At 60.1% G+C, this 25,889-nt stretch carries 30 protein-coding genes and 1 pseudogene; 14 read left to right on the top strand and 17 right to left on the bottom strand.

All coding sequences use genetic code 11. The features are described from left to right. The 3 genes and pseudogenes from BK665_RS14805 to BK665_RS14820 all read left to right on the top strand — a co-directional run. Positions 1-119 (top strand): annotated as a pseudogene (locus BK665_RS14805) (MarR family transcriptional regulator); the annotation flags it as partial. 339 nt (positions 120-458) lie between these two features. Beyond that, complete coding sequence (locus BK665_RS14815; protein WP_123406683.1) at positions 459-878, top strand: organic hydroperoxide resistance protein; 420 nt, start codon at positions 459-461, stop codon at positions 876-878. A gap of 33 nt (positions 879-911) precedes the next feature. Further along, a complete protein-coding gene (locus BK665_RS14820; protein ID WP_123406685.1) occupies positions 912-1,925 on the top strand; it encodes an alpha/beta hydrolase in 1,014 nt (337 codons plus the stop codon). Positions 1,926-2,101: 176 nt separating this feature from the next. Here BK665_RS14820 and BK665_RS14825 read toward each other — a convergent pair whose 3' ends face one another. Further along, on the bottom strand, positions 2,102-2,671 hold the full coding sequence (locus BK665_RS14825; RefSeq protein ID WP_123406687.1) for an elongation factor P: 570 nt from the start codon (positions 2,669-2,671) through the stop codon (positions 2,102-2,104). Positions 2,672-2,719: 48 nt separating this feature from the next. Further along, positions 2,720-3,877: an elongation factor P maturation arginine rhamnosyltransferase EarP gene (gene earP, locus BK665_RS14830; RefSeq protein ID WP_123406689.1), complete on the bottom strand. Its 1,158-nt coding sequence runs from the start codon at positions 3,875-3,877 to the stop codon at positions 2,720-2,722. Positions 3,878-4,002: 125 nt separating this feature from the next. On the opposite strand from earP, the gene BK665_RS14835 reads away from it, so the two are divergent. Both BK665_RS14835 and BK665_RS14840 read left to right on the top strand, forming a co-directional pair. After that, entirely contained in the window at positions 4,003-4,413 is a 411-nt protein-coding gene (locus BK665_RS14835; RefSeq protein ID WP_123406691.1) for a hypothetical protein, read from the top strand. A gap of 12 nt (positions 4,414-4,425) precedes the next feature. Next, positions 4,426-4,908, top strand: a complete 483-nt coding sequence (locus BK665_RS14840) for a GreA/GreB family elongation factor (protein WP_123406694.1) — start codon at positions 4,426-4,428, stop codon at positions 4,906-4,908. 6 nt (positions 4,909-4,914) lie between these two features. On the opposite strand, the gene cysB is transcribed toward BK665_RS14840, so the two are convergent. The 5 genes from cysB to BK665_RS14865 form a co-directional block, all read right to left on the bottom strand. Further along, positions 4,915-5,889 (bottom strand): HTH-type transcriptional regulator CysB, encoded by a 975-nt coding sequence (gene cysB, locus BK665_RS14845; protein ID WP_054052018.1) that lies wholly within the window; start codon positions 5,887-5,889, stop codon positions 4,915-4,917. Between the two features lie 113 nt (positions 5,890-6,002). Next, on the bottom strand, positions 6,003-6,506 hold the full coding sequence (locus BK665_RS14850; RefSeq protein WP_123406696.1) for a universal stress protein: 504 nt from the start codon (positions 6,504-6,506) through the stop codon (positions 6,003-6,005). A gap of 95 nt (positions 6,507-6,601) precedes the next feature. After that, the gene (locus BK665_RS14855) at positions 6,602-7,507 is read right to left on the bottom strand and encodes a 5'-nucleotidase (protein ID WP_123406698.1); all 906 of its coding nucleotides are present in this window, start codon (positions 7,505-7,507) and stop codon (positions 6,602-6,604) included. A gap of 24 nt (positions 7,508-7,531) precedes the next feature. Further along, positions 7,532-8,485 carry a putative 2-dehydropantoate 2-reductase gene (locus BK665_RS14860; RefSeq protein ID WP_123406700.1) on the bottom strand — a complete coding sequence of 318 codons (954 nt, stop codon included), beginning with the start codon at positions 8,483-8,485 and terminating at the stop codon, positions 7,532-7,534. Next, complete coding sequence (locus BK665_RS14865; RefSeq protein ID WP_123406702.1) at positions 8,482-8,868, bottom strand: thioredoxin family protein; 387 nt, start codon at positions 8,866-8,868, stop codon at positions 8,482-8,484. Before BK665_RS14865 ends, BK665_RS14860 begins: the two co-directional genes overlap by 4 nt. Between BK665_RS14865 and BK665_RS14870 the strand changes: the two genes are divergently transcribed. Continuing rightward, positions 8,867-9,310 carry a PilZ domain-containing protein gene (locus BK665_RS14870; RefSeq protein ID WP_123406704.1) on the top strand — a complete coding sequence of 148 codons (444 nt, stop codon included), beginning with the start codon at positions 8,867-8,869 and terminating at the stop codon, positions 9,308-9,310. The two genes, BK665_RS14865 and BK665_RS14870, sit on opposite strands and share 2 nt — an antisense overlap. A gap of 128 nt (positions 9,311-9,438) precedes the next feature. Continuing rightward, positions 9,439-10,515 (top strand): 3-deoxy-7-phosphoheptulonate synthase, encoded by a 1,077-nt coding sequence (locus BK665_RS14875; RefSeq protein WP_123406706.1) that lies wholly within the window; start codon positions 9,439-9,441, stop codon positions 10,513-10,515. 65 nt (positions 10,516-10,580) lie between these two features. On the opposite strand, the gene BK665_RS14880 is transcribed toward BK665_RS14875, so the two are convergent. After that, positions 10,581-10,868 (bottom strand): GNAT family N-acetyltransferase, encoded by a 288-nt coding sequence (locus tag BK665_RS14880; protein WP_020800382.1) that lies wholly within the window; start codon positions 10,866-10,868, stop codon positions 10,581-10,583. Positions 10,869-11,511: 643 nt separating this feature from the next. Here BK665_RS14880 and BK665_RS14890 point away from each other — a divergent pair. Beyond that, positions 11,512-11,763, top strand: a complete 252-nt coding sequence (locus BK665_RS14890) for an outer membrane lipoprotein OprI (protein ID WP_002553018.1) — start codon at positions 11,512-11,514, stop codon at positions 11,761-11,763. 123 nt (positions 11,764-11,886) lie between these two features. Here BK665_RS14890 and BK665_RS14895 read toward each other — a convergent pair whose 3' ends face one another. From BK665_RS14895 to BK665_RS14905, 3 genes are all read right to left on the bottom strand, one after another. Next, positions 11,887-12,858, bottom strand: a complete 972-nt coding sequence (locus BK665_RS14895; protein ID WP_123406710.1) for a L,D-transpeptidase family protein — start codon at positions 12,856-12,858, stop codon at positions 11,887-11,889. A gap of 292 nt (positions 12,859-13,150) precedes the next feature. Next, a complete protein-coding gene (locus BK665_RS14900) occupies positions 13,151-13,444 on the bottom strand; it encodes a hypothetical protein (protein ID WP_003226812.1) in 294 nt (97 codons plus the stop codon). Positions 13,445-13,500: 56 nt separating this feature from the next. Then, positions 13,501-14,106: an arylesterase gene (locus BK665_RS14905; RefSeq protein ID WP_185076526.1), complete on the bottom strand. Its 606-nt coding sequence runs from the start codon at positions 14,104-14,106 to the stop codon at positions 13,501-13,503. A gap of 10 nt (positions 14,107-14,116) precedes the next feature. Between BK665_RS14905 and BK665_RS14910 the strand changes: the two genes are divergently transcribed. The 3 genes from BK665_RS14910 to greB are packed head-to-tail and all read left to right on the top strand — an operon-like array spanning position 14,117 to position 17,835. Further along, a complete protein-coding gene (locus BK665_RS14910) occupies positions 14,117-14,800 on the top strand; it encodes an ABC transporter ATP-binding protein (RefSeq protein WP_007939984.1) in 684 nt (227 codons plus the stop codon). Next, entirely contained in the window at positions 14,800-17,304 is a 2,505-nt protein-coding gene (locus BK665_RS14915; RefSeq protein ID WP_123406714.1) for an ABC transporter permease, read from the top strand. Before BK665_RS14910 ends, BK665_RS14915 begins: the two co-directional genes overlap by 1 nt. 33 nt (positions 17,305-17,337) lie before the next feature. Beyond that, entirely contained in the window at positions 17,338-17,835 is a 498-nt protein-coding gene (greB, locus tag BK665_RS14920; RefSeq protein WP_123406716.1) for a transcription elongation factor GreB, read from the top strand. A 12-nt stretch (positions 17,836-17,847) separates the two neighbouring features. On the opposite strand, the gene BK665_RS14925 is transcribed toward greB, so the two are convergent. The 3 genes from BK665_RS14925 to BK665_RS14935 all read right to left on the bottom strand — a co-directional run bounded on the left by BK665_RS14925 (position 17,848) and on the right by BK665_RS14935 (position 20,366). Continuing rightward, the gene (locus BK665_RS14925) at positions 17,848-18,156 is read right to left on the bottom strand and encodes a class I SAM-dependent methyltransferase (RefSeq protein WP_123406718.1); all 309 of its coding nucleotides are present in this window, start codon (positions 18,154-18,156) and stop codon (positions 17,848-17,850) included. A 248-nt stretch (positions 18,157-18,404) separates the two neighbouring features. Beyond that, a complete protein-coding gene (locus tag BK665_RS14930; protein ID WP_123406720.1) occupies positions 18,405-18,839 on the bottom strand; it encodes a DoxX family protein in 435 nt (144 codons plus the stop codon). A gap of 105 nt (positions 18,840-18,944) precedes the next feature. After that, positions 18,945-20,366 carry an MltF family protein gene (locus BK665_RS14935; RefSeq protein WP_123406722.1) on the bottom strand — a complete coding sequence of 474 codons (1,422 nt, stop codon included), beginning with the start codon at positions 20,364-20,366 and terminating at the stop codon, positions 18,945-18,947. Between the two features lie 236 nt (positions 20,367-20,602). Here BK665_RS14935 and BK665_RS14940 point away from each other — a divergent pair, with 236 nt between their 5' ends. The 3 genes from BK665_RS14940 to BK665_RS14950 all read left to right on the top strand — a co-directional run bounded on the left by BK665_RS14940 (position 20,603) and on the right by BK665_RS14950 (position 23,682). Then, positions 20,603-21,412 (top strand): TatD family hydrolase, encoded by an 810-nt coding sequence (locus BK665_RS14940; protein WP_123406724.1) that lies wholly within the window; start codon positions 20,603-20,605, stop codon positions 21,410-21,412. A gap of 208 nt (positions 21,413-21,620) precedes the next feature. Beyond that, the gene (locus BK665_RS14945; RefSeq protein ID WP_123406726.1) at positions 21,621-23,105 is read left to right on the top strand and encodes a methyl-accepting chemotaxis protein; all 1,485 of its coding nucleotides are present in this window, start codon (positions 21,621-21,623) and stop codon (positions 23,103-23,105) included. A 214-nt stretch (positions 23,106-23,319) separates the two neighbouring features. Continuing rightward, positions 23,320-23,682 (top strand): DUF962 domain-containing protein, encoded by a 363-nt coding sequence (locus BK665_RS14950; protein ID WP_123406728.1) that lies wholly within the window; start codon positions 23,320-23,322, stop codon positions 23,680-23,682. Between the two features lies 1 nt (position 23,683). On the opposite strand, the gene BK665_RS14955 is transcribed toward BK665_RS14950, so the two are convergent. From BK665_RS14955 to BK665_RS14965, 3 genes are all read right to left on the bottom strand, one after another. Next, positions 23,684-24,481, bottom strand: a complete 798-nt coding sequence (locus BK665_RS14955) for an acyl-CoA thioesterase (RefSeq protein ID WP_123406730.1) — start codon at positions 24,479-24,481, stop codon at positions 23,684-23,686. A 219-nt stretch (positions 24,482-24,700) separates the two neighbouring features. Further along, a complete protein-coding gene (locus BK665_RS14960; protein WP_123406732.1) occupies positions 24,701-25,468 on the bottom strand; it encodes a CHAD domain-containing protein in 768 nt (255 codons plus the stop codon). Between the two features lie 89 nt (positions 25,469-25,557). After that, positions 25,558-25,836 (bottom strand): hypothetical protein, encoded by a 279-nt coding sequence (locus BK665_RS14965; RefSeq protein WP_054051974.1) that lies wholly within the window; start codon positions 25,834-25,836, stop codon positions 25,558-25,560. Positions 25,837-25,889 lie beyond the last annotated feature (53 nt).

A 25,889-nucleotide genomic window follows, 5' to 3' on the forward strand; every position in this document is an offset into this window, starting at 1 on the left:
AAAAAGCTCGGGGCATTCCGCAGTGCATCCTGGGGTCCAGCGGGCAGACGATCGAGCAGTTGAAGAAGCTTCAGAATGATCTTCAGGATTTGCGGGCTCACCTGCAGGACAGCCTCTAATCCCCCAAACACCATAGATCCCTTGTGGGAGCGGGCTTGCTCGCGAATGCGGTGTGTCATTCAGCATGTGGGTTGACTGACACACCGCATTCGCGAGCAAGCCCGCTCCCACATTTGTTTTTGTGGTGCCCTTCAAAAAAATTCGGCCTTGCCAAATCCTGAGCAAACCGCCCTAACTCAACTGTCTTTCGAGAATCAACCCTCTGAACGCCCCTCTCCACCCAACTTTTTCAAAAATTTATCTTGCGCGCTAAATATTCGTGCGATACATTCATTTCGTACTTACTTAGCGCGCAAACATTTAGCGCAAAACACCCAAACCCGAATGAGGCTCACACCATGCAAACTCTCTACACCGCAATCGCAACTTCCACCGGTGGCCGTGACGGTCGTGCGGTTTCCAGCGACAACATCCTCGACGTCAAACTCGCCACCCCGAAAGAACTTGGCGGTGCTGGCGGCGCGGCGACCAACCCTGAACAACTGTTCGCAGCCGGTTACTCCGCCTGCTTCATCGGCGCGTTGAAATTCGTCGCCAGCCAGACCAAACGTACGATCCCGAACGACGCCTCGATCACTGCTCATGTCGGCATCGGCCAGATCCCTGGCGGTTTCGGTCTGGACATCGACCTGCACATCAGCCTGCCGGGTCTGGAACAAGCCGACGCGCAATCCCTGGTTGAAGCGGCCCACCAGGTCTGCCCGTACTCAAACGCCACCCGTGGCAATGTTGATGTACGCCTGCACGTTACCGTCTAACCGCTGAGCCCAAGACCCGAACAGGAAATGACCATGAACACTTTCAGCAAAGTCTTGACCGGCACCCTGCTTGCCCTCTCCATCCACAGCGCATTCGCGGGCGACGGAGTGGAACACACCACCCAGGCGTTCCTCGATGTACTGAATGCCGGCACCGGCAAACCGATGGAGCAACTCACTCCCAAAGACGCCCGCGCCGTATTGGTGGGTGCGCAAGCCGGGGTGAAGCTGACACTGCCAAAAGCCGATGTCAGCCAGAAAACCATTCAAGTCGATGGCCAACCGCTGAGCCTGACCATCGTCCGTCCGGCCGGGGTCAAGGGTGAATTGCCGGTGTTCATGTTCTTCCACGGCGGTGGCTGGGTGCTGGGGGACTTCCCAACCCACGAACGGCTGGTTCGGGACCTGGTGGTGGGTTCGGGTGCAGCGGCGGTATTCGTCAATTACACGCCGTCGCCGGAAGCGCATTACCCGGTGGCGATCAACCAGGCTTACGCCGCGACCCAATGGGTGGCCGAGCATGGGAAAGAGATCAACGTCGACGGCAAACGCCTGGCGGTGGCCGGCAACAGTGTCGGCGGTAACATGGCCGCCGTGGTGGCGCTGATGGCCAAGGACAAGGGCACGCCGGCGATCAAGTTCCAGGTGTTGTTGTGGCCGGTGACCGATGCGAGCTTCGAAACCGCGTCCTACAACCAGTTCGCCGACGGGCACTTCCTCACCAAGAACATGATGAAGTGGTTCTGGGACAACTACACCACCGACGCCAAGCAACGCAGCGAGATCTACGCGTCACCGCTGCGGGCGACCACCGCCCAGCTCAAAGGCCTGCCGCCAGCCCTGGTGCAGACCGCTGGCGCCGATGTGTTGCGCGATGAGGGCGAAGCCTATGCACGCAAACTCGACGAGGCCGGCGTACCGGTCACGGCGGTTCGCTACAACGGCATGATTCACGACTATGGTTTGTTGAACGTGGTGAGTCAGGTGCCGGAAGTGCGTTCGGCGATGCTGCAAGCGTCTGAAGAACTCAAGCAACACCTGAAATAAAAATGTGGGAGCGGGCTTGCTCGCGAAGAGGGAGTGTCAGACGAATCATTGTCGCCTGATACACCGCTTTCGCGAGCAAGCCCGCTCCCACAGGGGGGTTTCAGCGCTCTCACGTTATTCGCAGGCACAAAAAAGCCCGACTCAATGGTCGGGCTTTTTCATTCCTGAAGCTGTGCTTATTTGGCACGGCCTTTGTAGGAACCGCCTTCGCGGGTATCGATCTCGATCATGTCGCCGATTTCGATGAAGTCAGCAACCGACAGTTCAGTACCGTTCTTCAGTTTGGCAGGCTTCATCACCTTGCCGGAAGTGTCGCCGCGAGCGGAACCTTCGGTGTAGTCAACCTGACGCACGATAGTGGTCGGCAGTTCTACGGAAACCAGACGCTCTTCGAAGAAGATCGCTTCGCAAACATCGGTCATGCCTTCTTCAACGAAAGGCAGAACGGCTTCGATGTCTTCGGCGTTCAGCTCGTACATGGTGTAGTCGGTGGTGTCCATGAACGTGTAGGCGTCGCCGCTGATGAAGGACAGGGTCGCTTCTTTGCGGTCGAGGATTACGTCGTCCAGTTTGTCGTCGGCGCTGTAAACAGTTTCGGTCTTGTAACCGGTCAGCAGGTTCTTCAGCTTGGTCTTCATGATCGCGCTGTTACGACCCGACTTGGTGAATTCAGCTTTCTGAACCAGCCAAGGATCGTTGTCGATACGGATTACCATACCGGGTTTCAGTTCTTTACCAGTTTTCATTGCGAATATCCGAATTTGGATGGGATTTACAAAAATCTAGGCCGCGTATCATATCCAATTTAGGTAAAACTGTACCAGCGCTGCGGCAAGATCAGCCTGCAAGGCTTGTTCCAGACACCACGCCTCTGCATGTTTTTCCAGCTCCGCCCAGTGTTTGCGGGTCGCGAGCCACTGGTCGGCCATGTCTTCACCGGCATTCCACGCCCGCCAAAGACCGCTGATCGCCTGCGCGGCCGGCACCGACAGGCCTTTTGTATAGAGCGTGAGGAAGGCTTCGAGCTTGTCCAGGTGAATGTCTTCGTCCTGTTGATAGATGTGCCACAACAGCGGCCGCCCCGCCCATTGCGCCCGGACAAACGAGTCTTCACCGCGCACCGCATTGAAATCGCAGCACCAGAGCAAGTGATCGTATTGATCCTGCCGGACGAATGGCAGCACCTGAACGGTCAGGGCCTCGCGCACATGCAACGCACCGGCCACCAGGTCGCTGACCCCGAGCCAACGCTCGACGTCGCCGAGAATCCGTCCTTCCGGCACCAGCAAATGGGTGGGTGTCGAATCGGCGGCCAATGCGTCGAGCCAACTCGCCAGCCCGGTGTTCTCATAGGCAAACAGCGAAATCAATTGCGCAGCGGGCGCACGATCAATCCCTAACCCTTGCAGGAATTCTCGCTGGAGCTCGGGGCTTTGCTGAAAGTGCCGACGCCGCTCCAGCAATCCACATTCACGCAGCAAGCCGCCGGTGCCCCTCTGGAACCCCGGGAAGAAAAAGTACTTCTGCACACTTTTGTACTTCACCGAAGGCAAACCGTGGCAACCGATCACCCAGTCTTCGGCGCTCAGGTAGTCGAGGTTCATCCACAGCGGCGGTTTTTCCCTCTCGGCCATGGCGTCCATGTAGTCGCTGGGCAGTTGGCAGGCGAACGCGGCGATCACCACGTCGGCGGCATCGGCATTCGGCCACTCGGCCTGCCAATGGCACACTTCGACACCCTGCTGCCACTGCCGGGGCGCGAGGATGTCGATCTCCGGGCACAGCCGTTCGAAGGCCCGCAAGTCATCGACCCACAGGCGCACGTCCACCGCGTGTTCGGCCACCAGTTGACGGGCCAGGCGCCAGGTCACACCGATGTCGCCATAGTTGTCGACCACGGTGCAAAAAATATCCCAGCGCCCGCGGTTTTTCATTGGAGGCAGTTCAGGCATTAAAGGCTCCCGTTGGCAAAGGCGCTGATTGTCCGCATAAATTACCCCGTGCAGAAGGGCCGACGACGATTAATCTTCGTGCGACAATCGCCACTCGCCCGCGACCACCCCGCCAGGAGGCAGCCATGCCCTACCGTCCCAACCCACGCCGCCCGTTGCCGATCCGCCTCAATGCCGTGCAATTGACCGGCAGCATTGCCTTGGGTCTGTGGCTCGGGTTCCTGGCCATCGCGCTGACTTGTTGGTTCGCCTCGCGCTTTGTCTTCCCTGAACAATTGGCGCCAGTGGCCCAGGCCGTGCAGCAACTGGCGAAACCGCCGGTGGTGCAACAGCCAGCGCCGGACATCCCGCCCCAGAGCCCGCTGTTCGAACAATACAAAGAAAACCTGCGCAAGAACGAGCAACAGCAATTCCTCGATCAGGCCCGCACCAATAACCGCAACCTGTCGAACCCCAAATGCCAGTTCTGGCTGCAACAGGACCAGACCGCGCCCAGCGAAAAAAGCCGCGCCAACGTCCAGCAATTCTGCGATTGATCTGAGCTCTCTATGCACAAGCCGACCGTCCACCAACTGATTCTCGACAAGCTGCGCATCGACCTCGACATCGCCGAGCGTGCCGCGCAAACCGCCTACGAAACCGCGACCCACGAAGAAAACATCGCCGAAAACAAATACGACACGCTGGGTTTGGAGGCGTCGTACCTGGCGGCCGGGCAGGCGAAACGGGTCGAGGAAATCCGTCATTCACTGACGCTGTGCCAGAACCTGACGTTGCGCCCGTATGACGATCAGCGTGGTATCGAAGTCGGTGCCCTGCTCGGCCTGGAAGACGAAAAGGGTCGTGAACAATGGCTGTTCCTGGCCCCTGATGCGGCGGGTTTGAAGGTTGATCTGGTGGGGCAGATGATCACCGTCATCACCCCCCGCTCGCCGCTGGGCAAAAGCCTGCTGGGCAAGTTCGAAGGGGACGAGGTGGAGATTCTGGTGGCGGGCGCTCGGCAACAGTTTGCTGTTACCGAGGTGATTTAAAGCAGCTTAGTGGACCGGCAGTTCGACGCCGTCGAACAGCTCTTCCAGTTCCTGCTTGTTGTGGCACTGGATGGCCTTGGCCATGACTTCGCGGGTCAGGTGCGGGGCAAACTTCTCGATGAAGTCGCACATGAAACCACGCAGGAAGGTGCCGCGACGGAAGCCGATCTTGGTGATGCTGGATTCGAACAGATCGCTGGCATCGAGCATCACCAGGTCGCTGTCGAGTTTGGCGTCGACCGCCATTTTGGCGACGATGCCCACGCCCAGGCCCAGGCGCACGTAAGTCTTGATCACGTCGGCGTCGGCGGCGGTGAACACCACTTTCGGTGTCAGGCCACGATGGCTGAAAGCTTCGTCGAGTTTCGAACGGCCGGTGAAACCGAACACGTAGGTCACGATCGGGTATTCGGCCAGGGCTTCAAGGGTCAGCTTCGGCAGCTTGGTCAGCGGGTGGCCCTGGGGCACGACCACGCAGCGGTTCCAGCGGTAGCACGGCATCATCACCAGGTCACCGAACAGCTCCAGGGCTTCGGTGGCGATGGCGAAATCCACGGTGCCGTCAGCGGCCATTTCGGCAATCTGCATCGGCGAACCCTGGTGCATGTGCAACGCCACGTCCGGGTACTGCTTGATGAAGTTGCTGATTACCGGCGGCAACGCATAACGCGCCTGGGTGTGGGTGGTGGCGATCGACAGGGTGCCTTTCTTCTCGTTGGAGAATTCCTGGGCAATCTGCTTGATGCTTTCGACCTTGCGCAGGATTTCGCCGGCGGTGGTGATGATGCGCTCACCGGCCGGGGTGACGCGGGTCAGGTGCTTGCCGCTGCGGGCGAAGACCTCGACGCCCAATTCGTCTTCCAGCAAACGGATCTGTTTACTGATGCCCGGCTGCGAGGTGTAGAGACTTTGGGCGGTAGCGGAAACGTTGAGGTCGTGGTGCGCCACTTCCCAGATGTAGCGCAATTGTTGAAGCTTCATATGAATCCCTCAAAGCAGGTAGACGCCACGGGCATCAGCGACGGTATATAACTATATTAATGGTTTGAAGAATAAATCTAGAACTTTTTTATCAAAACGCCATTATTCGTGTTCTAGCGATCACCCTGGCGGCGACGCTCTACCAATGGCACCAGATAGACCGGGACCCTGGCCAACTGCAACACCCGCGCCGCCGTGCGCCCCAAAGGCGTTTCCGCCCCCGCGCGATGGCTATGACTACCTACGATCAGCAAATCCACCGAGAGTTTCTGCGCCTGGTCGAGAATCACCTGCGACGGATCGCCCTGAAGCACCCGCACCGCTTTGATCCGTTCCAGATCCTGATCCCCCTCATCCCCCAGCTCTTCACGAAAGCTTTCAAGTACCCGTTGCTCGATATTGGCGATCACCGTGTTCAGGCCCTGGCTGTGAAACTCGTTCAACGCCTGCTCGTCGAGATAGCTTTGCAGCACCGACTCGGCGAACAGCCCCATGGGTTCCACGGCGTGCACCACATACAGGTCGGCATCAAAGGTTCGCGCAAGCGCCAGGGCGTGCTGCATCACCAAAGGTGCGTACAGGCCGAGGTCGGTGGCATACAGCATGGAACGAATCATATGACCTCCTTGCGTGCCGACATGGCGGAGATTTGATTCAGCTTAGCAGTGCCTTGTCGAGTACGACGGGCCGCGCAACACCTTGAAGCAAGGGCTTAAACTTTTTGCTCGTTGCTTATGCCATGGGGCACGTGACCGGTGGCGACCACTTCCCGGGCCAGTTCGCAATGGCCGGCCTGGTCGTCGAAAAACACGTCGGCGGCAAAGGCTTCCAGAAACGCCGCTTTGGTCAGGCCACCAAGGAACAGCGATTCATCCAGGCGGATGTCCCACTCGCGCAGCGTGCGGATCACCCGTTCGTGGGCTGGCGCCGAGCGTGCGGTGACCAGCGCGGTGCGGATCGGGCAAGCGTCGTCGGGGAACTCGCGTTGCAATAAATTCAGCGCCGCGAGGAAGCCTTTGAACGGGCCTCCGCGCAACGGCTCGCGAGCGGACTCACGCTCACTGGCCTGGAACGCTTCCAGCCCACCGGCCTGATAAACCCGCTCCGACTCATCGGAAAACAGCACCGCGTCACCGTCGAAGGCGATGCGCAATTCATCGCTGGCGGCGCGGCTGGCACCGCCCGAGAGAATGGTTGCCGCCGCAAAACCAGCTTCCAGCGCACTGCGCACGTCTTCGGCATGGGTCGAGAGAAACAGGTCGCAACCAAAAGCCTTGAGGTACGGATAAGGACTGCGCCCGCCGACAAACGCTGCGCGGGAAATCGCCAGGCCGTAATGGTGAATCGAATTAAAGACCCGCAGGCCGGTGTCGGCACTGTTGCGCGACACCAGCACCACTTCGACCCGAGCGCGACCGAGGCGGGTATTGAGATTGAGGAGTTTTTCCACCAGCGGGAAGGCGTCGCCGGGCTCGAGGATTTCGTCTTCGTGTTCGATCTGGTATTGCCGATAAGCTTCGACCCCGCTCGACAAATACACCTTGTGGCTCTCGCTCAAATCGAACAACGCTCGCGACGAAATCGCCAGCACCAACTTGTCATCTATGTCCTTGGCCATGTACTTCCCCTCTGGTGGATCGACTCAAACGTTACGTCGATCGATAAAACCAAGCGCCCGATACAGGGCCTCGATACGCGGCAATTCACAGCCTGCCGCCTTCGCTGCCGCCAGGGGCCGGGCGTAAATGGCCTCCAGCTCCAGCGGGCGCTTGTGCAGCAAATCGTGATGCATGCTCGGCCAATAGTCGGGCATTTTCTCGGTCATCATGAACAGGTAATCGGCGTAACCGGGTGGTATCTCGTGACCACAAGCCTGGGCGCCCTGCACCACTTCGGCCATCAACGCCTGGATCAGCGCGCGGCTGTCGGCGTCGGCCATCAACGGCGTGGTGCTCGCCCCGAGCAGCACCGACAGACCGTTGTAAGGAATATTCCAGACCAGTTTTTGCCAGCGCGCCTGCTGCAGGTTGGGCATGGCTTGGGAATCGATACCGGCCTTGCGGAACAGCCCGGCGCCTTCCTCGACCAACGCCATGCGCGCCGCATCATCGATGGCCGGGCCGCTGTGGTAGCCGACATTCACCGCACCGAGGGCTTGATGGGTGATCACCCCCGGGCCGTCGCGGTGGACGCAAATCAGGCACAGGCCGCCGAGCAGGTGCAGCGAATCGGGCAGCAGCTCACGCAGGCTGTCCTCGACATCCAGGCCGTTTTGCAGCAGAAGGACTTTGGCGCCGGGGGCGGCAGCCTGAGTGATGATCGGAGCCAGGCCCGAGCTGGTGCTCTTGGCCGCCACCAGCAGCCAGTCGCACGGCGGCATGTCTTCGGCCGATGAATAGGCCTGGACCGGATTCAACGTCAGCGCGCCATGCACCGCGCTGTTGACTTGCAAGCCGCGCTCGGCGACTGCGGAAAACTCACTGCGCAACAGAAAGTGCACATCGAAACCGGCCCGCGCCAGCATCAAACCGTAAAAACCACCAATCGCGCCGGTCCCGATAATGCCGATTGTCGGCTTGGCAACTGCTCCCATCATGGCAACTCCTCAGCAATTCGATTCAGCGCCCGCCCCACCGCCTCATTGAGTTCGGTGCTGGTCAGGCGCGACTGTACCGCCCCAAAGAACTCACCGTCGCGCACCACAAACAGCGCCGGCAAATGAAAGACCTCATAACGCGCCACCAATCCGCCATTGTTCCCGGCGTCGATCCAACACAGGTGATCCACCCTCAGATCGAGCCTGGGCAGTTGCTCTCGGGCGAATCGGCAACTGGCGCAGCCGACGCTGGTGAAAATCACCAGGGAAACGCCGCTCATCGCCAGCAGCCGTTGGTCGGCGTCGAAATCGGTCAGTTCCGATTCGACCACTATACTGGGGGAAACAATGTCAAATGGGCGACACAGGGAGTCCGTGTTCATGGGACGTTTTCTTCCTCATCCTGACGATGTGCCCGTGGAACTTACGCTGCTCAAACATGAGTGCATTTCACGGCAACGGCTGCACACTATCAGCCTCGGCGGCATGGCTTGCAATTACCACCGCGCCTGGCGTCACGGCACGGCGCTGGAAGTGCGCATGCCAACCTTGAACCCCGACTTGCGTTATCTGGGCTACGTAGCTTGGTGCCTGCGCCGAAAGCGCGGCTACCTGGTGGGCATCGCGTTTGTGGATGAGCAGATGCTGTTCAGTGCGCGGATGGGCGAGCAGGTGTGCCAGATCGAACACTATCGCCGGCTACATGAGGCACATGATGACTTGCAGGATATTCAGGCCCTGGCCCTCGAATGGGTCCAGGAGCATGCCGACGAGTTCTCCCACGACACGGTTCGCAAGGCTTTCGCGCAGCCTGTGCTGGATTAAAGCGCTGTCTGCCCATTGTCGAGCCACGGTGTAACGCGCTAAGGTTCCGCTCCCCGACGCGCTTAATTTGCTGTGCTCCGCCGCGCGGGTTCGCTGGCGGATGGCACCCGTGACCTGACGAGTAAACGATGGCTGATTTACCGATCAACGACCTAAACGTCGCTTCCAACGAAACCCTGATCACTCCCGATCAGCTCAAGCGTGATATCCCTTTGAGCGACGCTGCCCTGCGCACCGTGACCAAGGGCCGCGAAGTCATTCGCAACATTCTTGATGGCACCGACCACCGCCTGTTCGTGGTGATCGGGCCGTGCTCGATCCACGACATCAAGGCTGCCCACGAATACGCCGAGCGCCTGAAGGCACTGGCGGCCGAAGTGTCGGATACCCTGTATCTGGTGATGCGCGTGTATTTCGAGAAGCCGCGGACCACGGTTGGCTGGAAAGGTCTGATCAACGATCCGTACCTGGATGACTCGTTCAAGATCCAGGATGGCTTGCACATCGGTCGCAAGTTGCTGCTGGACCTGGCCGAGATGGGCCTGCCGACCGCTACCGAAGCCCTCGACCCGATCTCCCCGCAGTACTTGCAGGACCTGATCAGCTGGTCGGCCATCGGCGCGCGCACCACCGAATCCCAGACTCACCGTGAAATGGCTTCCGGCCTGTCCTCGGCCGTCGGCTTCAAGAACGGCACCGACGGCGGCCTGACTGTGGCGATCAACGCCTTGCAGTCGGTTTCCAGCCCGCACCGTTTCCTGGGGATCAACCAGGAAGGTGGCGTGTCGATCGTCACCACCAAGGGCAACGCCTACGGTCACGTGGTGCTGCGCGGCGGCAACGGCAAGCCGAACTACGATTCGGTCAGCGTCGCGCTCTGCGAGCAAGCGCTGAACAAGGCCAAGATCAAGCCGAACATCATGGTCGATTGCAGCCACGCCAACTCCAACAAGGACCCGGCCCTGCAACCGCTGGTGATGGAGAACGTCGCCAACCAGATTCTCGAAGGCAACCAGTCGATCATCGGCCTGATGGTCGAAAGTCACCTGAACTGGGGCTGCCAGGCGATCCCCAAAGACCTCGCCGACCTGCAATACGGCGTGTCGATCACCGATGCTTGCATCGATTGGTCCGCCACTGAAAACACCTTGCGCAGCATGCACGCCAAGCTCAAGGACGTGCTGCCGAAACGCGATCGCAACTGATTGCTGCTTTTTTAAGGCACAAAAAAACGCCGGGTTGTTAACCCGGCGTTTTTTATGCGTTGCGTTTACTGGCTCAGTTTCGCGGCATGGCGCTGATGACGTTCCATGTAGCGCTCCACGTAGGAGCACGACGGGATCACCGTGTAGCCCATTTCTTCAGCGTACTGCAGCGCCTGCTCGGTCAATGCCGCCGCAATGCCGCGCCCACGCAATGCGTTGGGCACGAAGGTGCGATAGATATCCAGGGTCTGTTTACCCAGATCCATATAGGTCAGGTAGGCACGATGACCGTCCACATTGGTCTCGAACTGATGACCAGCCTGGTCATGGTGGATGGACAACGCCTCGCTCATCACTACTCCTCGCGGGTCTTGGATTCTGACCCCTACCTTACCGATGTTTTTCCGGCGAAGGAACATCTACGCCACCCTGTGCCTGAATGGACACCGAGAAGAGCGACACCGATCTCGCGCAGCCTGGCACGTATCAAATATTAGGCACCATTGGCGAAAATGCTCAAGGTGCGCTCGTCATCATGCTGAGGTGGCGGCGGGTGTTGCTCCGGGGTTACGCAGGGACGGCTCGACCGAAGATCTTACCGGGTCGAAAGCCTGAACATTGCCGGATGTTGAGACTTAAGACGAGCGCCCTTCGTTAAAGTCACCTCTACATGCAGAAAGATATGAGAGGCACTGCGCAAAATTCGAACAAAAGTGTAGACGAACCCATGTAGACAGACTTTAACAAATACCCGAAATACTGCCTGTGGAATAGGGAACTTTTCCCATGCGGCTCGCTCATCTCGGGCCTTGCAGCTGGGTATTTTTTAAACAGCGCAGTTAAAAGTTGCTCGAAAAAGAATCAACGCCTACAATTTTTTTTGCTTCTTGCTTTACGTCAGTTTACTTACGACAAGTAATGGGTAGTATGTACGCCGGCTATTTCCTCACTCTGAGGAGACAGCTACTTAATAGAAAGTCCTTGAAGGGGAACACGATGAACAACGTTCTGAAATTCTCTGCTCTGGCTCTGGCCGCAGTTCTGGCTACCGGTTGCAGCAGCGTATCGAAAGAAACCGAAGCACGTCTGACCGCTACTGAAGACGCAGCTGCTCGCTCCCAGGCTCGTGCAGACGAAGCTTACCGTAAAGCTGATGAAGCTCTGGCTGCTGCTCAAAAAGCACAACAGACTGCTGACGAAGCTAACGAGCGTGCTCTGCGCATGCTGGACAAAGCTAGCCGCAAGTAATAGTCCTTCGGGATTGTTATCAAGCCGATCCATTTTTGGGTCGGCTTTTTTTATGGCCGGCGTTTAGCACCGCCCATAAAAGACCCGCCATCGCAGCCAGCGTTGGCGGGTCTTTTTTAGTGCTTACTGCTGCAGATCGACCGGCACGCTCGACACCATCGGTGCGGAGGTATTCGGTACGGCGATCTCAACCGGCAGGCCATCTTCGGCCGCTACCACGTCACGCACCACATCCCAGTTCATGCGCAGGTTGTTGGTGATGTCTTCACGCTTGAGCATCGCGTTGATCACGGCGGTGTGCTTGTCGACCACCGACGGATTGCCGTTGTCATCCAGCGGCGTGTGCGCCTCAAGATAGACCTTGCCGCCACTCATGCCGAACTTGTACGGGTCGTTGATGATCCGCACCGACGTACCAACCGGGACCATGCTCGCCATTTCCAGCACGTTGTTGTTGAACATGCGGAAGCAACCGTGGCTGGTGCGCATGCCGATGCCAAATTTCTTGTTCGAACCGTGAATCAGGTAGCCCGGGGTGCCAAGGCTGAACTTGAACGGCCCCAGCGGGTTGTCCGGGCCGGCCGGCACCACATTCGGCAACGGATCACCGTCGGCCAAGTGCTCGGCCTTGATCGATGCTGGAGGGGTCCAGGTCGGGTTCGGCGTTTTCGCGGTGATGGTGGTGTGGGCAATCGGCGAACCCCAGCCCTCACGACCGATACCCAGCGGGAAGGTGTACACCACGTTCCGGCCTTTCGGGTAGTAGTAGAGACGGTACTCGGCCAGGTTGATAACGATGCCTTCACGCGGACCCGGCGGCAGGATGAAACGGGTCGGCAGAACGATTTCGGTGCCGGCGCCTGGCAGCCAGGCGTCGACGCCCGGGTTGGCCGCGACCATTTCCGAATAGCCCAGATCGTAGGTTGTACCAAGGTCGGCGAAGGTATCTTCGTACTTGGCCTTGATCACTTGCACCTGACCGATGATGTCTTCACCAGGGGGCGGTAGAGGCAGCTCAAGTGCTGAAACTGGACCGGCCACACAGAGGGCGGCAAGGGTCAGGCAGCGGGTGACGGCAGGAAAGCGCGGCAACATCCGGAAAATCCTTCGCAGGGTCGACAAGGGTATAAGAACGCGATTGTACACCGACGTCCGTAATTTCGGGGAGATCGGGCACATCGCAGGCGATACATGACGTTTTTTTCATGTACAGGGGTGTGTGGCTGGAAAGCTTTTGTGGCGAGGGGGCTTGCCCCCGTTCGGCTGCGAAGCAGTCGTAAATTCATCACACGCGGTGTGTCAGTTGAAGCCCGGCTGCAGGATTTGGCACTGCTTCGCAGCGCAACGGGGGCAAGCCCCCTCGCCACACAAGCCCGCTCCCACTGGCCTAAAGCTCGAAACGCAATTCCGGCCATATCGGCGAGGTGCCACGCTTTTGCGATTCCAGGATGGCGCGGCACAACGAGCACAAGCGCTGATCCTGAAACACCCGCCGATCCACACTCGACCAGCGCGGTTGCGCCGGCAGCAGGCTGCCGCACAACGTCCGGTCCGCCGAACCGCCAAGCTCCAACTGACGCGTCACCAGATGCACCCGCACTTCCTGGCAGGCGAACAGATCCAGCTGTTCGTCAGGCTCGATCAGTTGGTAGGCAAAAAGGGACCAGGCAGGACGCGGCATCGGGGGCTCCAAATCGGGGGCGCCACCTTAGCCGAAACACCGCCACTAGAAAAGCGTCAAAGCAGCGGTTTCAGTGTCGGCCAGACATTTTCCAGCAACTTGTCCTGAGCCACCGCAGCCGGGTGCAGGCCGTCGGCTTGCATCAGGTCTGGATGACCACCGATTCCTTCGAGAAAAAACGGGACCAGGGGGATTTTTTTCTCGTCGGCGAGTTTGCCGTAAACCTCGGCGAAGGCGTCGGTGTAGCGCTTGCCATAGTTGGGCGGCAATTGCATGCCGAGCAGTAGCACCTTGGCGCCGCTTTGGCGGGAGCTGTCGATCATCGCCGCAAGGTTTTGTTGCAATTGTGTTGGCGGCATCCCTCGCAGTCCGTCATTGCCTCCCAACTCGAGGATGACCAGCTCCGGTTTATGCTCTGCAAGCAGCGCCGGCAGGCGTGCCTGGCCTCCGGCACTGGTGTCGCCACTGATGGAGGCATTGATTACTTTATCGTCGAAACCTTCGTGCTTGAGCCGTTGCTCAAGCAGCGACACCCACCCCAAGCGGGTATCCAGTCCGAAACCGGCGCTGATACTATCGCCAACGATCAGGACTGTACCCGCCGCTGCGTTCTGGGCCATGCACGTCAAGGCCAGGCCAGCACTCAAAAACCACACACGCATCGGATTCTCCATGGGCGCAAGCATTCTCACCGCGAAGAACCTCAGCAAAGTGGTTCCCAGCGCGGAAGGTGAACTGACTATCCTGCACGAACTCAGCCTGGAACTGAACAAGGGCGACAGCTTGGCCATTGTCGGCGCCTCCGGTTCCGGCAAATCCACCCTCCTCGGCCTGCTGGCCGGCCTCGACCTGCCAAGCAGTGGCGAAGTCACCCTCGCCGGCCAGGGCCTGAGCAATCTCGACGAAGACCAACGGGCGCGCATCCGTGCCGAACATGTGGGGTTTGTCTTTCAATCGTTCCAACTGCTCGACAGCCTCAATGCCCTGGAAAACGTCATGCTGCCCCTGGAGCTCGATGGCCGCAAAGACGCCCGGGAGCGCGCCACCGAATTGCTGCAACGGGTAGGCCTGGGCCAGCGCCTGACCCACTCGCCACGCCAGCTCTCCGGTGGCGAACAGCAGCGCGTGGCGATTGCCCGGGCGTTCGCCGCCGAACCCGACGTGCTGTTTGCCGATGAACCCACCGGCAACCTCGACAGCCACACCGGCGAGCGCATCAGCGACCTGCTGTTCGAACTGAACAAGGAACGCGGCACGACCCTGGTGCTGGTGACCCACGACGAACGCCTGGCACATCGCTGCCGGCGCCTGATCCGCCTTGAAGCCGGCCTGCTGGTCGCCCCTCTGGAGCCTTGATGGCACGCTTGCCGCTATTGCGCCTGTTCAGCCTCGCCATCCGCCAACTGCTGCGCGACGCTCGCGCCGGTGAGCTGCGGGTGTTGTTCTTCGCCTTGCTGGTGGCCGTGGCGGCGAGTACCGCCATCGGTTACTTCGGTGCCCGCCTCAACGGCGCCATGATGCTGCGCGCCACAGAATTCCTGGGCGCCGACCTGTTGCTCGAAGGCAGTTCGCCGGCGCGGCCGGAGCAAATCAGAAGCGGCACCGAGCTGGGACTGGAACATGCCCAGGTGGTGGAGTTCTCCAGCGTTATCGCCACCGATAACGGCATCCAGCTATCCAGCATCAAGGCTGCCGATGAGGTCTATCCGCTGCGCGGCGAACTGAAAAGCGCCCCGGCGCCCTTCGCCCCGGAAGAGATCGGTGGCGGGCCGAAACCCGGCGAAGCCTGGGTCGAGGCACGGCTGCTGACGGCGTTGGACCTGAAGATCGGCGACAGCATCGACGTCGGCATGAAAACCCTGAAGCTGGCTCGGGTGCTGACCTATGAACCCGACCGCGCCGGCAATTTCTACAGCCTGACGCCCCGGGTGATGATCAACCTCAGCGACCTCACGGCCACCGGCGTGGTCCAGCCTGGGAGCCGGGTCAGCTACCGCGAACTCTGGCGCGGCAGTGCCCAGGCCCTGGAAACCTACCGTCAATTGATCAAGCCGGGCCTGGCCGCCAACCAGCGCATCCAGGATGCCCGGGACGGCAACCGGCAGATTGGCGGTGCGTTAGGCAAGGCTGAGCGCTACTTGAACATGGCCAGCCTGGTCGCGGTGTTGCTGTCGGGTGTGGCGGTGGCGCTGTCGGCGACACGCTTCGCCACCCGCCGCTTCGATGCCAGTGCCCTGCTGCGCTGCCTGGGTCTGTCCCGCCGGGAAACCATGATGCTGTTCAGTGTGCAACTGACGGTACTCGGCCTGCTCGCCAGCCTCAGCGGTGCCCTGCTCGGTTGGCTGGCCCAGCTCGGGCTGTTTGCGTTGCTGCATGATCTATTGCCCACCGACGTTCCACCGGGCGGCTTGTTGCCGGCCGTTGCGGGTATCGGCACTGGATTGGTAGCACTGGCCGGTTTCGCCCTGCCCCCACTGGCCGCCCTTGGCCGGGTGCCGCCGCTGCGGGTATTGCGTCGGGACATGCTGCCGATTCCGTCCAGCACCTGGATGGTCTATGGCGCGGCGCTGGGTGCGCTCGGGCTGATCATGTGGCGCCTGAGCCTGGACCTGGTTCTGACCTTCGCCCTGCTCGGCGGTGGCGTGATCGCCGCCGTAGTGCTTGGCGGCTTGCTGTTGTTGCTCCTTAACAGCCTGCGCCGTTTGCTGGCCCGGGCCTCGTTGCCATGGCGCTTGGGTCTGGGTCAATTGTTGCGTCACCCATTGGCGGCCGCCGGTCAGTCCTTGGCCTTCGGTTTGATTCTACTGTCCATGGCATTGATCGCGTTGCTGCGTGGCGAATTGCTCGACACCTGGCAAAACCAGTTGCCAAAAAACGCACCTAATTATTTCGCCCTGAACATTCTGCCGGCGGACAAACAAGCCTTCACCGATCGCCTGGTCGAACTGTCTGCGCAATCGGCACCGCTGTATCCGGTGGTGCCCGGCAGATTGATCAGCATCAATGGCGAAGCGGTGCAGGATATTGTCAGCAAGGATTCGGCCGGTGACCGGGCGATCCAGCGTGACCTGAGCCTGACCTGGGCCGCCGACCTGCCGGCGGGCAACAAGCTCACCTCGGGTAACTGGTGGACGGAACAGACACCGGATGAGATTCCCGGGGTGTCGGTCGAAGGCAAGGTCGCCGAGAGCCTGAAACTCAAGCTCGGCGATCATCTGGTGTTCACCGTCGGCGGAGTCAATCGCGAAGCGAAAGTCACCAGCCTGCGGGAGATCAACTGGGACAACTTCCAGCCGAACTTCTTCATGATTTTCCAGCCTGGCACCTTGAAAGATCTGCCAGCGACCTACCTCACCAGTTTCTATCTGGCGGCCGGGCACGATCAGCAGATTGTCGACCTGTCCCGGGCATTTCCGGCGGTGACCATCCTGCAAGTCGAAGCGTTGCTGGAGCAACTGCGCAGCATTCTCGCCCAGGTCACCCTGGCAGTAGAGTACGTGTTGTTGTTCGTGCTGGCGGCGGGGATGGCGGTGCTGTTTTCCGGGTTGCAGGCGACTCTGGATGAACGGATTCGCCAAGGGGCGTTGTTGCGGGCACTGGGGGCCGAGCGACAGTTGCTGGTCAAGGCCCGGCGCATCGAGTTCGGCCTGCTCGGCGCGGTCAGTGGTTTGCTGGCGGCACTGGGTTCGGAGTTGGTCAGTCTGGTGCTTTACCGCTACGCCTTCGACCTGCCTTGGCATCCACATCCGTGGCTGCTGGTACTGCCGTTGATTGGTGCGGTACTGATTGGTAGCGCTGGTGTGTTCGGCACCCGTCGCGCCTTGAACGCCAGCCCCCTGACAGTCTTGCGCGAGGGTTGATAGACTCGTGACTCATTTCCACAAGAAGTCGCCATGAGCCGTTATCGCCCTCCCCGCACCGCTGGCACCGCGCTGATCACCCCCGAAGGTGAAGCGCGGATGCGCGCCGAGTTTCACGAACTCTGGCACGTGCGCCGGCCGCAGGTGACGCAATCGGTCAGCGAAGCGGCGGCCCAGGGTGATCGCTCGGAAAATGCCGAGTACACCTACGGCAAGAAAATGCTGCGCGAAATCGACAGCCGCGTGCGCTTTCTCACCAAACGCCTGGAGGCCCTGAAAGTTGTCAGCGAAAAACCCAGCGATCCGAACAAGGTGTACTTCGGCGCCTGGGTGACGATTGAAGATGAGGAAGGCAAGGAGTCGCGCTATCGCATTGTCGGGCCGGATGAACTGGACCTGAAACTGGGGCTGATCAGCATTGACTCACCATTGGCCCGGGCCTTGATCGGCAAGGCCCTGGACGCCGAGGTTCTGGTCCAGACGCCCACTGGCGAGCAATGCGTTTATATCGTGGCGATCGAATACCTGTAGTGCCGTGGAACCTCAGCGCCGGGTAATCAGCCCTTGGCGAGCGACGCGGGTCAGTTGCCTGATCACTTCGGGCGCGTCTTCGAGGCGCGGCGACTGAATCACCGCCAGATCAAAACTGTCATTGGCAAATCGAGCCAAAGACTCGCCGTCTTCGACAAACTGGATCAGGAACGCGGCAGGACCGCCGGTGCGACGTGGCCAGCCATCGAGATAACGCAGGAGCGTCGGCTGATGTTTGCCGCCAAGCAGGATTTTTGGGTTGCGCTGGGTGAGATGTGCCGTGATCGGCGCGGGACGTACAACGGGGCTTAGTGCATTCATTGGGTCGTGTCTCTGCCTCGAAAGTCTGCATGGCAGGTGAGAGGCAACACCGAACCAGCGCTTTAGCGGTATTTCGAAGCCTGTTCCAGGCTTCTGTCGGCGACTGATTGAGTCACCTGGCGCCCCGCAAGTAGCTGTTTAAATCGGCGCATGAGCAGCATCCTAGAGAACCTGACCGGACAGTGTCAAGAATGACGCAAAACAAAAAAGGCCCGCGCAATGCGGGCCTTTTCGTTGAGCCAGAGCGGTCAGCCAGCGATGGCGCGGTCCGCCGAGAGCTTGCCGGCACCTTCGATCAGTACCGCGATACTGCCACCGAGCAAGGCCAGGGCGAACTCGTATCCGTTGTTGGCCATGAACAAACCGTTAGGCAAATGCACGGTGAAGATCGCCACCAGCGAAAGGAACGCCAGCCCCAGTGCCGCCGGACGAACCAGCAAGCCGATGATCAACGCCAGGCCAGCGAAGAACTCCGTACCACCAGCCAGAATCGCCATCAGGTGACCCGGCGTCAGGCCAAGGCTTTCCATGTACTGCGCGGTGCCAGCGATGCCATAACCACCAAACATGCCGAAGAGTTTCTGCGAGCCATGGGCCGCGAAGATGATGCCGACAACAATCCGCAGGACAGTCAGGCCGTAGCCAGCGCGGGTAAACAGTACCTTGTTGATCAGAGTGCTCATGCTGTGTCATCCATTGATTGTGTGTGTGTTGGTTGGCCGCCATATTAATCGTTATATCGAATGATAAAAGCGTAAATATTCCGCAATAACAATCGGTTTATTCGATCACTTCCGTGAGGCGACTTTTTGCCCCTGAGGCTCCAACGACTCCCGCTCCCGATCGAACGCCAAGTAATACTTGTTCACGCTATTAACATAGCTGACGGCGCTCATGCCCACCTGCTCCATGGCGATGCGCTCGACCTGAAAGAACCACTGATTAGGATTCAAGCCCCGCCGCCGGGCCTCGGCGCGCATGCCCTGGACCCGCTCCGGACCCATGTTGTAGGCGGCCAGCACAAACGCCATGCGCTCACGCTCGTTGAGTTTGGGGCTGGAGAAGAATTTGCGGCGGATCATCGCCAGGTACTTGGCCCCGGCCTGCACATTGGCATCGAGGTTCTGGATATTGTTGACCCCGACCCGCTGCGCCGCCGACGGGGTGATTTGCATCAGGCCCGTCGGGCCTCCACCACCGCGAGTCTCGGGTTGCAACGCCGATTCCTTGAACGCCAGCGCCGCCAGGTTCAGCCAGTCCATGCCTTGGGCGTCCGCGTGCTTTTGCAGCACCGGACGCAGTTTTTCCAGGCGCTGTCGATCAGCCTTGGCCAGCGGATAGTGCACTTGATACAGGCGTCGGTAGATCCGCAGGAACGCCACGTCCTCATCCGACGGTTTTTTGTAGGTGGTCAGGAAGCGATCGATGCTCGCCCGCAGCATCGAGGCATCGCGGCGAACGAACCAGTACTCCTCGCCCGGCTCGCTGATCAGCAACTGCCGATCGAAACGCAGCTTGGGCAGAATCTTGCCCCAACGCTCGGCAATCGGTTGCTCGACGATGGTCAGGTGGAAAATGCCGCCCTGGACCATCTCCAGCACATCCTCGACCGCCAGGCTCGGGTCGACCCACTCGACCTTGATCGGCGCCAGTTTGTGCAAGGCGAGTTTTTGGTTGATCTGACTGACTGCATCTCCGGCGGCACTGCCGGTGGGCAGCGCCAGGGTCTTGCCGGAGAGTTGTTCGAGTTTGGTGTAGCGGCGTTCGCCCTTGATCCCGACCAGGATCAGCGGCACGTTGCTGGCAATCGGTTCGCTGGTGCTGACGGCGTGGCCGGATTGCGGATCGAGCAACTCCCCCGGCGCCACCAGATCACCCTCCCCGCGCTGTAACGCGCCAAGCAGTTGATCCTTGGCCTTGGGGATGATCTTGAGGGTGATTTCCTGACCGTCGCGGGCGTGACCGTTAAGGTATTGCTCGAAGGCGCGCAGGCGATGGTATTCGACGCCAATGGCCTGGCCCTGGACTTCGCCGGAGCTGTTGCGGCTCTGATTGACCAGGACTTTCAGCACGCGGCTGCTGCGGATTTCCGCCAGATCGCGCACCTTGGTGGACGGCACGGCTTGCAGCGGTCCGGCCAGACGCGCGACCGCCGGCATCGGCAGCAGCAACGAACAACACAGCAGTAGCAAAACCGAGGGACGTGTCATCCACTCTCCGGAAAGAATACTGGTCAACCCCACGACAATTTTCATGGGGAAAAACATCAGAAACAGAGCGCTTGGAGCGCTGGCAAAGTGCGAAAGACTGGCACAGTGATGGCAGTTTCACCAACCCGACCTGTCTCGCGGCATCAAGAGACAGCTTCAACTCGTTGTAGTTCTTCGTTTTTCTTATAAATCTACAGCTCTGATATGCTTTCCGGCCTTTGGTCCGAGGTAGCACCATGCAACTCATCGATATCGGCGTCAACCTGACCAACCCCAGTTTCGACGACAAACACCAGGCTGTACTCGATCGCGCCTACGCAGCGGGGGTCTGCCAATTGGTGCTCACCGGGACCAGCGTCGACGGCAGCGAACAGGCGCTGGAGCTGTGCCGGCAACTGGATGAAAGCGCGCTGCGGCTGTTCGCCACCGCCGGCATCCACCCCCACTCCGCCAGCGACTGGAACGCCGACAGCGAGCAGCGCCTGCGCGGTTTGCTCAAGGAACCGAACATGGTCGCCGTGGGCGAATGCGGGCTCGATTTCAATCGCGACTTCTCCCCGCGCCCGCAACAGGAAAAGGTGCTCGAACAGCATCTGGCCATGGCCGTCGAACTGCAATTGCCGGTGTTCCTGCATGAGCGCGACGCCAGCCAGCGCTTGCTGGAAATCCTGCGTGATTACCGCGATCAACTGCCCGCTGCGGTGGTGCATTGCTTTACCGGGGAAAAGAAAGCGCTGTTCAGCTACCTCGATCTGGATCTGCACATCGGTATTACCGGGTGGATTTGCGATGAACGTCGGGGCACGCACTTGCATCCGTTGGTGAAAGAGATCAAGCGCGGCCGCTTGATGCTGGAGAGCGACGCGCCGTACCTGTTGCCGCGCAGCTTGCGGCCGAAGCCAAAGAATGGGCGCAACGAGCCGGCGTATTTGACTGAAGTGCTGCGCGAAGTGGCGTTGCATCGCGAGGAAAGCGAGGAAGAATTGGCGGCGCATACCACCGATTGCGCACGAGCATTCTTCGGCCTGCCCACAATCCCCCAATAACCCAATATTCCCTTTGTGGGAGCGGGCTTGCTCGCGAATGCGGTGTGTCAGTCGACATCAATGCCACTGATACACCGCATTCGCGAGCAAGCCCGCTCCCACATTGGAATGGTGTGGTCATTGACCTGGGTCAAATTCGAATCCCTGCATAGCGGCACAATAATGGCACCTTGCCAATGCTGTTTCCGCTATCAGAGAAGACCTTCCTATGGGTGCCTGGCTTAGCAACATCTCGCTGAAATACAAATTCTGGGCGGTCAATGCGGTCGCCTTCGTCACCACCCTGTTGTTGGTGCTGTACGCCGTGCAACTCGAACAACAGGCCCGCAGTCACGCGTCCCAGGCGTCGGCCCAGGCCCAGGCGCGGTTGCTCAGCGCCTGGCCCGCCGGGCAGCCGTTGCCCAAGGCTGACAACGTGCTGATTTTCAGCCATGGCCAGGCACCACGGCTGAACGAGCAACCGGTTCTGGAGCTGACCGATACCAACAACGGCTGGATCGAGATCAACAGCATGCCGCTGTTCGGCGACAACCCATTGATGGGCGCCGAAGTCTTTGGTCGCGCCGAGGGCCAGCAAGTCGCAGTCATCGCTTACGGCCCGAGCCTGAGCCAGGTGTTTGGCGAACGTTTCTTCAACTATGCGATGGCCGTGGCGATCCTGATGCTGGCGATGCTCGGTGCTTCGCAGTTACTGATCCGCTTCCTGCTCAGCCAGCTCAACACCTTGAAAGACGTGATGCTGCATGTGGAGAAAACCGGCGACCTGTCGGCCCGGGTGCCCCTGGCCTGCAAGGACGAAGTCGGGCAGATGGCCAATGCCTTCAACGCCATGCAGGCCGGTTATCAGCGAGTGGTCAATACAGTCGCCAACACCGCCCGGCAACTGGATGTCGGCGCGGCGCGATTGGCGGCGAGCATGAACGAAGTGCGCCACGGCATGCTCGGCCAGCAAAGCGAAACCGACCAGGCCGCCACGGCGATCAACGAAATGACCGCCACGGTCTATCACATCGCCCAGCATGCCGGCGCCACCCGCGACCTGTCGCAAAGCGCCGACACCCTGGCCGGCAGCGGCCAGGAAGTGGTCAGCCGGGTGCAGAAGTCGATTGCCGGTTTGTCCAGTGGCGTGCAGCAGACCGCCGAGATGATCCAGCGCCTGGCCGAGGACAGTCAGAAGATCAATGGCGTGGTCAGCGTGATTCACAGCATCGCCGAGCAAACCAATCTGCTGGCGCTCAACGCTGCCATCGAAGCGGCCCGGGCCGGTGAAATGGGCCGAGGCTTCGCAGTGGTCGCCGATGAAGTGCGCAACCTGGCCAAGCGTGTGCAAGCCTCGACCGATGAAATCACCTTGATGGTTTCCGCGTTGCAGGCCGGGACCCGGGACGCGGTGGATTTCATGCAGGAGAGCTCATTCAAGGCTGACGACTGCGTGCAACAAGCTCAAGAGGCCGGCGCGGCGTTGGCGCAAATCACCAGCGCCGTGGCGCAGATGCGTGAAAGCAACACGCAGATTGCGGTGGCGGCTGAGCAGCAGAGTCATGTGGCGGAAGAGATGAATCGCTCGGTGGTGAGCATTCGTGATGTGACCGAGAACACCGTGCAACAGACCGTGGATTCGGCGAATACCAGTAATGAGTTGGCGACGTTGGCTGGGGAACTGAGCAAGGCGATTGGGCAGCTCAAGCTGTAAGGGCCTCTTCGCGAGCAAGCCCGCTCCCACATTGGATCTGAGCCGTTCACAAATCCCCTGTGGGAGCGGGCTTGCCCGCGAAGGCGCCAGCCAGGTCAACATCAATTTCAACCATGACCCGCTATCACTCCGATAGCCAACCTCGATTCGCCGCCCGCCCCAGCCGCGCCTATCCTTCAGGCATGTGTTCAACATGGATTTGAGGAGTTTCATCATGGGCAAACGTCATCCCAACCTTCCGGCCTGGCAGTGGAAGTCCTACCCGAATAATCACCAGCACCCGACCAACCTGGCCATTCACCTGATCGCCGTACCGCTGTTCATCATCGGCTTTCTGTTGATTGTGTCCGGGGTGTTCAGCCTGAGCCTGCTGAATGTGGTGATCGGCATCATCGGCGTGATTGCGGCCCTGGGCTTGCAGCGCCACGGTCACAGCCTGGAGGCGCAAGCCTCCGAGCCGTTCGAGGATCGCAAAGATGCGATGTCTCGCTTGCTGGTCGAGCAGTTCCTGACCTTCCCACGGTTCTTCCTCAGCGGTGGCTGGTGGCGCGCCTGGCGTAAGCGCCACCACCGCTGAGTCAGGCGAAAATCGTTACCGTCTGCCGGCTCATGGCAATCAACTGACCGTCCGCGTTCCACAGTTTCGCCGCTGCGTGACCGTAGCCGTCCGCCGCGTGCTCGATTTCCACCAGGTACTTGCACCAGTCCAGTGTGCTCAGCGCCAGCAGCGGCTGGACGAATTCGATGGTCCAGGTCAGCGTGCTGCCCATCGCCGGTTTGTTCAGGTGCGGCAGCAGGGCCGGCGGCCAGGCGTCCACCAACGCGAGGATATGCGCCTCGCTCAGGGCTTCTTCCTTCACATCCCCGCGCAACCGCACCCAACCACCCATGTCCCGGGATTTGTTGCCGGTGAACGGCAACCCGCCGACGCTCCAGCGCATCGCCACATGTTTCATGAATTCCGGGAGCACACCTTTGATGAAAGGCAGTTCCTGGCAGTCATCCCAGTGTTTCATCTCGGGCGCCGGTAGCGCCGCGACCGCCACTTCGGACGGTCGCGAGGCACCGAAACTGCCCTGGACCAGGGTCACCACCTGGCCCTTCTGCATCGCCCGGCCCAGCACTTGGCTGACTGCCTTGCCTTCGCGCAACACATCGACTTCAAAACTCACCGGCACATCGGGCTCAACCGGGCCGACAAAGGTGATCGCCAGGGAGCGCACCGGACGATCCGCCGGGACTTGCGCGCGCATGGCTTCGTACTGCAACGCGGCGACCAGGCCACCGAAACTGGCCCGGCCCTGGCCCCATTCGGCTGGAATGGACAGATCCTGCGGCTGGCTGCGCACAGCGTCGAGCAGATCGGAAAAGCGCATGGAAACCTCGGAAAACGGAAAAGGATGTGGGGATGTTAACCAGCCTGCGAGGGGGATACAGCGCTTATTCCGGACAAATGCACTGACAGAAAAGCCGCGCAGGTCTTATGCCCGACACAAAACCAACTGTGGGAGCGGNNGTGCATCAGTCAATACATGTTTCGACTGACACACCGCTTTCGCGAGCAAGCCCGCTCCCACAGGGGATTACTGCTGATTTCAGGATTTGAAGCAGGCGGCGCTGAACTTGTCGAGCACCCGATCCGCACGCTCTTCAGCCTTGGCCATGGTGGTTTTCCACACGGCGACGCAGGGGTGCAAATCCGCTTCCTGCTCTGCCCGAAGCAACCACTGCCAGCAGTCATGCCAGTCACCCAACGCAGCCTGGGCCGATTTGAGTCTTGGCAGGGCTTGCTTGGGCAAACGGTCCAGTTCGGGATAAGCCTCGATGCCGTAGCGCACGCGCTTGATCAACAGGCGCAGGCGATGGCGGTCATGGGCCGGGTCGTGCAGGGCTTCATCGAGTTTTTCCCATTGCTTGGCCAGGCGTTTTTCGATGCGCTTGCGCAGGCCCGTGAGCAACCCTTGGCGCTGGGACGCCCGCAGGAAACGTGGGAAGGCGTCGAGGATCATCAGCAATTGAATGACCTGCGGGCTGGTCGCCACGGTCGGATACGCCACATCCATTTGCGCCATGCGCCGCTGCGCCGCCTCGGGCTGGCCGTGCTGGAGCAAGTACGCCGCCAGCACTTCGCGATCGCGCAGCGGCGTGGTCAATTGCCCGACCCCGGACGCCGCCACTTCCAGTTGCTCGACCCCGGGCAAGCCCCGCAACGGTCGCAACAGGCTGCGCAAACGGCGAACCGTGGTGCGCAGGTCGTGCAGCGCCTCCGGGTCGGTGCGGGCAGTCAAGCGTGCCTGGCAGGCCAGCAAACGGACTTCAATGCTCAAGACTTGAGCCACCAACCGGTCAACCAAGGCAGACATCACTTGCTCCTTGAATCAAATAGGGATGATCCCACTCGACGCCATCGTGCCTGCATCGAAACGCGCAGTCCTTGCGCTACATCATGCGCTTAACGACCGGCACGGGACTCGCGAATGTAGAAACGCGCCTTCTCGGCCTTGCTGGTGCAACCTTCGTAGGCTTCGAATTGTTGCTGGGTCTTGGCACCCGTCAACAGCGACAAGGCTTTAGAGTAGCTGACGGTGCCGGCAAAACCTTCGGCCTTGGCCAGGTCGAGTTCGTGCCACGCCGCATCGATCTGCGTGCCGCAGCTATCGCGGTACGCAGTTTTCCCGGCACAACCGGCCAGCGCCAGGGCAATCAAAGGCACACAGATCCAGGCTTTCATCGATAACACCTCAAAGATAGGTAAACAGTCGTGCAGGTAAGACGGTGCGGCGC

The sequence above is a fragment of the Pseudomonas frederiksbergensis genome (genome assembly GCF_003732665.1).
Classification (GTDB): domain Bacteria; phylum Pseudomonadota; class Gammaproteobacteria; order Pseudomonadales; family Pseudomonadaceae; genus Aquipseudomonas; species Aquipseudomonas frederiksbergensis_G.